Source organism: Streptomyces sp. SID10853, from assembly GCF_010548145.1.
Lineage (GTDB): Bacteria > Actinomycetota > Actinomycetes > Streptomycetales > Streptomycetaceae > Streptomyces.
Window position 1 is genome coordinate 1 of the sequence record NZ_JAAGLN010000322.1, and the last position, 6,281, is coordinate 6,281.

Annotated in this window: 3 protein-coding genes; 1 reads left to right on the forward strand and 2 read right to left on the reverse strand. The window is 71.3% G+C overall.

Annotated elements, in window-relative coordinates:
* Positions 1-5 precede the first annotated feature (5 nt).
* Positions 6-1,499 carry a M1 family metallopeptidase gene (locus G3I19_RS33500; RefSeq protein WP_164267476.1) on the reverse strand — a complete coding sequence of 498 codons (1,494 nt, stop codon included), beginning with the start codon at positions 1,497-1,499 and terminating at the stop codon, positions 6-8.
* Positions 1,500-1,709: 210 nt separating this feature from the next.
* On the opposite strand from G3I19_RS33500, the gene G3I19_RS33505 reads away from it, so the two are divergent.
* A complete protein-coding gene (locus G3I19_RS33505) occupies positions 1,710-3,347 on the forward strand; it encodes an ABC-F family ATP-binding cassette domain-containing protein (RefSeq protein ID WP_164267477.1) in 1,638 nt (545 codons plus the stop codon).
* 152 nt (positions 3,348-3,499) lie between these two features.
* Here the strand turns inward: G3I19_RS33505 and G3I19_RS33510 are convergent, their stop codons facing one another.
* Positions 3,500-5,902, reverse strand: coding sequence for a Tex family protein (locus G3I19_RS33510; RefSeq protein WP_164267478.1), 2,403 nt, complete (start codon positions 5,900-5,902; stop codon positions 3,500-3,502).
* Between the last annotated feature and the right edge of the window lie 379 nt (positions 5,903-6,281).

The following is a 6,281-nucleotide window of genomic DNA, read 5'->3' on the forward strand; positions in this document are numbered from 1 at the left end:
CCGGGTCAGTGGTCGTGGACGGTGTGCGCCCGCTCGATCCGCTGCCAGGACTTCGGCGCCACGGGCCGCGCGTCCGGGTGCGCGATCCGGGCCTGCCGCGCCGCACCCGCGGCCGGCTTGGACGGGGTGAACAGCCAGGTGTCGAAGAAGGCCGCGAGCGGCTTCCCGGAGACCTGCTCGGCGTACTTCTCGAAGTCGGCCACCGAGGCGTTGCCGTAGGCGTGCTCGGCGGGCCACCCCTTGAGGATCTTGAAGAACGCGGTGTCACCGACCTTGTCGCGCAGCGCCTGGATGGCGAGCGCGCCCCGGTCGTAGACGGCGTCGTCGAACTGGTTCGCCGCGCCCGGGTCGCCGGGCTTCACCGTCCAGAAGGCGTCGTCGGCGGGGTGTGAGGCGTACACGTAGTCCGCCAGCTCCTGCGCGGTCCCGTCGCCCTGGCTCTCCGACCAGAGCCACTCGGCGTAGGAGGCGAAGCCCTCGTTGATCCAGATGTCCTTCCAGCCCTTGAGCGACACGTCGTCGCCGTACCACTGGTGCGCCAGCTCATGGACGACCACCGAGACATTGGCGCCGTTCGCGAACTGCTTGGGGCTGTAGAACGGCCGGGTCTGGGTCTCCAGCGCGTACCCGGTGTCGGTGTTCGGCACATAGCCGCCGAGCGCGTTGAAGGGGTAGGGGCCGAAGTAGCCGCTCAGCCAGTCCGCGACCTCACCGGTCCGCTCCACGCTGGCGCGCGCCGCGCCCGCGTTGTCGCCCAGGTCCTTGCTGTACGCGTTGGTGATCGGCACGCCGGCCTCGGTGGTGCCGGTGGTGATGTCGAACTTGCCGACCGCGAGCGTGGTCAGATAGGTGGCCTGCGGCTTGTCGGACCGCCAGTTGTACGTGGTCCGGCCCAGCTGCGAACGCTGCGCCTTGAGCACGCCGTTGCTGATCGCCTGGGTCCCGTCGGGCACCGAGACCGACACGTCGTACGTGGCCTTGTCGAGCGGGTGGTCATTGCTCGGGAACCACCACCAGGCCGACTCGGGCTCGTCCGCGGCGACCGCCCCGTCCGGGGTGCGGTGCCAGGTGGAGAAGCCGTACGCCGACTTGGTCGACGGCACCCCGCTGTAGCGGACCACGATGGTGACGGCGGAGCCCTTGGCCAGGCCCTTGGCCGGGGTCACCACCAGCTCGTGCTGGCCCGATGTGGCGAAGGACGCCTTGGCGCCGTTGACGCGTACCTCGCTCACATCGAGCAGGAAGTCCAGATCGAACCGGGAGAGGTCCTGGGTCGCGGTGGCCAGGATCGTCGCGGTGCCGTCCAGCCGGTCGGTCGACGGCTGGTACTTCAGCTTGAGGTCGTAGTGCGAGACGTCGTATCCGCCATTGCCGTACGCGGGGTAGTACGGGTCGCCGATGCCCGGAGCCCCGGGCGTGAAGCCGGCCGCCGACGCCGGGATCGCCAGCAGAAGGGAGGCGGCCGCGAGCACGCTCGGGACGATGAGTCTGCGGTGCACTGAAGCTCCAAGTCGTGGGGGTCGTCGTTGTGTTCGACCCTATTCAGCCCAGCCGCCCCTGGTCATGTCCACGGTCACAGCTGTCACAGGATCGCCATTCGGCCGACATAGACCCTGCCGCACCACCCGGGCCCGTGCCGCCCGCCCCGCCGGAGCACGGGCCGCCTGGTCCTGAGCGCGCTCCGCACCCCGATTAGGATCGGTCCCCTCATGACTGCAACCCTTGTCGCCAAAGACCTCGCCGCGGGCCACGGTGACCGCTCGCTCTTCTCCGGCCTCGACCTCGTCGTCGCTCCGGGTGATGTGATCGGTCTCGTCGGTGTGAACGGCGCGGGCAAATCGACCCTGCTGCGCCTCCTCGCCGGGCTCGACACCCCCGAGGAGGGCGAGCTGAGGCTCTCCCCGCCCACCGCCACCGTCGGCCACCTGCCGCAGGAGCCGGAGCGCCGCGAGCACGAGACCGTACGCGAGTTCCTCGCCCGCCGTACGGGGGTGGCCGCCGCGCAGAGCGCCATGGACGAGGCCACTCAGGGCCTGGTCGACGGGGTCGCGGGCGCCGACGACGCGTACTCCACGACGCTGGAGCGCTGGCTCGACCTCGGCGGGGCCGACCTCGACGAGCGTGCCGAGGAGGTAGCGGCCTCACTGGGTCTCACCGTGGGCCTCGACCAGCCGATGACCTCGCTCTCCGGTGGCCAGGCGGCCCGCGCGGGGCTCGCCTCGCTGCTGCTTTCCCGGTACGACGTGTTCCTGCTCGACGAGCCGACCAACGACCTCGACCTGGACGGCCTGGACCGGCTGGAGCGCTTCGTGGGCGGGCTGCGCGCGGGCACCGTCGTCATCAGCCACGACCGCGAGTTCCTGACCCGTACGGTGACCAAGGTCCTCGAACTCGACCTCGCCCAGCAGCAGATCACCCTCTACGGCGGCGGGTACGCGGGATATCTGGAGGAACGGGAGACCGCCCGCAGGCATGCCAGGGAGGAGTACGACGAGTTCGCCGACAAGAGGGCGGCGCTCGAGGGCCGGGCCCAGATGCAGCGCGGCTGGATGGACAAGGGCGTCAAGAACGCCCGCCGCAAGGCGTCCGACAACGACAAGATCGGCCGTAAGTTCCGCAGCGAGGCCAGCGAGAAGCAGGCGGCCAAGGCCCGGCAGACGCAGCGCATGATCGAGCGCCTCGATGTCGTGGACGAGCCCCGCAAGGAGTGGGAGCTGCGTATGGAGATCGCGGCCGCGCCGCGCTCCGGCTCCGTGGTGGCCACGCTCCGGGACGCGACCGTCGTCCGCGGGGAGTTCACCTTCGGCCCCGCGCACCTCCAGATCGACTGGGCGGACCGGGTCGCCATCACCGGAGCCAACGGTGCGGGCAAGTCCACCCTGCTCGGTGCGGTGCTGGGCCGCGTCCCGCTCGACACCGGGCACGCGGCGCTCGGTCCGGGCGTCGTGGTCGGTGAGGTCGACCAGGCCCGCGGCCTCTTCTACGGTACGGAGACGCTGCTGGCCGCCTTCTGCGCGGCGGTCCCCGACACCGAGCCCGCCGAAGTCCGTACGCTCCTCGCCAAGTTCGGCCTGAAAGCGGCGCATGTCCTGCGCCCGGCGACGACCCTTTCGCCGGGTGAGCGGACCAGGGCCGCTCTCGCGCTCCTCCAGGGCAGGGGCGTCAACCTCCTGGTGCTGGACGAGCCCACGAACCATCTGGACCTGGAGGCCATCGAGCAGCTGGAGTCGGCGCTCGACTCGTACGAGGGGACCCTGCTGCTGGTCACCCACGACCGCCGGATGCTGGACGCGGTCCGTACGACGCGCCGTATCGAGGTGGCCGACGGCAAGGTCACCGAGGTCTGAACCGGCCACGCACCTCGACCTCGTACGCCCTCAAGCACATTTGCTCATGCGCATCCGCTGACGCGCATGTGCCCGTGCACAGCGCCGGGCGGGCCAGGACAGGCCCGCCCGGCGCTGCGCGTCACATCATCCGGCGGCGGGAAACCACCGGTTCAGCCGCGGCCCTTGCCCTGTCCCGGGTCGGTGAGCCCGGCCCGGCGCAGCGCGTCGGCCATGGCGCTGTTGACCGGCGCCGGAGCGGACGAAGCCCGGCCGCCACCGCCACCGCGCCTGCCCCCGCCGCCCTGCCGCTGCTGCGGAGGTCGGCCGCCCTGGCCGTTCTGCGGCCGCTTGCCGCGGTCCTGCCGCTCCTTGCCGCCGCCCGGCTTGGCCCCGGCCTCGTCGTCGAGCCGCAGGGACAGCGAGATCCGCTTGCGCGGGATGTCGACGTCCATCACCTTCACCTTGACGATGTCGCCCGGCTTCACCACATCACGCGGGTCCTTGACGAACGTCCTGGAGAGCGCGGACACATGCACCAGGCCGTCCTGGTGCACCCCGATGTCCACGAACGCGCCGAACGCCGCGACATTGGTGACCACACCCTCCAGGACCATCCCGGCCGTCAGATCGCCCAGCTTCTCGACGCCCTCCTTGAAGGTGGCCGTCCTGAAAGCGGGCCGCGGGTCGCGTCCCGGCTTCTCCAGCTCCCGCAGGATGTCCGTCACCGTGGGCAGCCCGAAGGTGTCGTTCACGAACTCCGCCGGGTCCAGTGAGCGCAGCAGCGCCGCGTTCCCCACGAGGGGCCCGCCGCCCGCCTTCTTGGCCATCGTCCGCACCACCGGGTACGCCTCCGGGTGCACGCTCGACGCGTCCAGCGGGTCGTCGCCGTCCCGGATGCGCAGGAAGCCCGCGCACTGCTCGTACGCCTTGGGGCCCAGCCGCGCGACGTCCTTGAGCGCCTTGCGCGAGGTGAAGGGCCCGTTGGCGTCACGGTGGGCCACGATGTTCTCGGCGAGCCCGGAACCGATCCCGGAGACGCGGGAGAGCAGCGGGGCCGACGCCGTGTTGACGTCCACGCCGACGCCGTTCACACAGTCCTCGACGACCGCGTCCAGCGACCGGGAGAGCTTCACCTCGGAGAGGTCGTGCTGATACTGCCCGACCCCGATCGACTTGGGGTCGATCTTGACCAGTTCGGCCAGCGGATCCTGGAGCCTGCGGGCGATCGACACGGCGCCCCGGAGCGTCACATCCATGTCGGGCAGCTCCTGCGAGGCGAAGGCGGACGCCGAGTAGACGGACGCGCCGGCCTCCGAGACCATCACCTTGGTGAGCTTCAACTCGGGGTGCTTCGCGCACAGTTCACCGGCGAGCTTGTCGGTCTCGCGTGACGCGGTGCCGTTGCCGATCGCGATCAGGTCGACCGCGTGCTCCTTCGCCAGCCGCGCCAGCTTGGCCAGCGCCTCGTCCCACCGGTTCGCCGGGACGTGCGGGTGGATCACATCCGTGGCCACGACCTTGCCGGTCGCGTCGACGACGGCGACCTTCACACCCGTACGGAACCCGGGGTCGAGGCCGAGCGTGGCGCGGGTCCCGGCCGGCGCGGCCAGCAGCAGGTCGCGCAGGTTCGACGCGAAGACCTTGACCGCTTCGTCCTCGGCGGCCGTCCGCAGCCGCAGCCGCAGGTCGATCCCCAGATGGACCAGAATGCGGGTGCGCCAGGACCAGCGCACCGTCTCGGCGAGCCACTTGTCGCCCGGCCTGCCGCGGTCGGCCACCCCGAAGCGCCGGGCGATCATCGACTCGTACGCGGTGGGACCCGCGGCCTCCGACGGCTCCTCCGGCTCCAGGACCAGGTCGAGCACGTCCTCCTTCTCGCCCCTGAGCATCGCCAGAACCCGGTGCGAGGGCAGCGCGGTGAACGGCTCGGCGAACTCGAAGTAGTCGGCGAACTTGGCGCCCTGCTCCTCCTTGCCCTCCCTGACCTTCGCCGTCAGCCGGCCGCGGGTCCACATCCGCTCGCGCAGCTCACCGATGAGGTCGGCGTCCTCCCCGAACCGCTCGGTGAGGATGGCACGGGCGCCTTCCAGCGCGGCGGCCGGATCGGCGACGCCCTTGTCCGCGTCGGCGAACGCCGCCGCTGCGGTCAGCGGCTCCACCGACGGGTCGGCCAGCAGCCCGTCGGCGAGCGGCCCGAGACCGGCCTCCCGGGCGATCTGCGCCTTGGTCCTGCGCTTCGGCTTGAAGGGCAGATAGATGTCCTCCAGCCGCGCTTTCGTCTCGGCGGCCCTGATCCGCGCCTCCAGCGCGTCATCGAGCTTGCCCTGCTCCCGTACGGACTCCAGGACGGCCGTCCGCCGCTCCTCCAGCTCCCGCAGATAACGCAGCCGCTCCTCCAGCGCGCGCAGCTGCGCGTCGTCGAGCATCTCGGTCGCTTCCTTGCGGTAGCGCGCGATGAACGGCACGGTCGAGCCGCCGTCGAGCAGCTCGACAGCGGCCTTCACCTGCCCTTCCCTGACGCCGAGCTCCTCCGCGATCCTGCTTTCGATGGAAACTGGGGTGGTCGTGGTCACGATCCCGTACCGCCTTCTCGCTGAGCTTGCCGCATTCTTCCGGAGCAGCCTCCGGACCCCGCCCGGTGAACGGACCGCCGGTGGGGGCCGGACCGCCGTGCGGGGAAACAGTGCATCAGCATTGTGGCAGGCGGCGCCGACAGAGTGGGGAGCACGCCCGCACGCGCCGACCGGCCCGGTACCGCGGGCCGGGCCGGTTCGGGCAGGTCAGCTGAGGCCGGAGGGGAACGCGCCGGCGGCCGCAGCGGTGGCGAGGAAGCCGCGCGCCAGCTCGGTGAGGCGCTCCACGCCGTCGGCGCCCAGGTGTTCGTACGGTGCGAGGTCGAGGCGGTCGGTGTCCGACTCGACGGCCTCGCGCAGCCGGGTGCCCGCGTCGGTG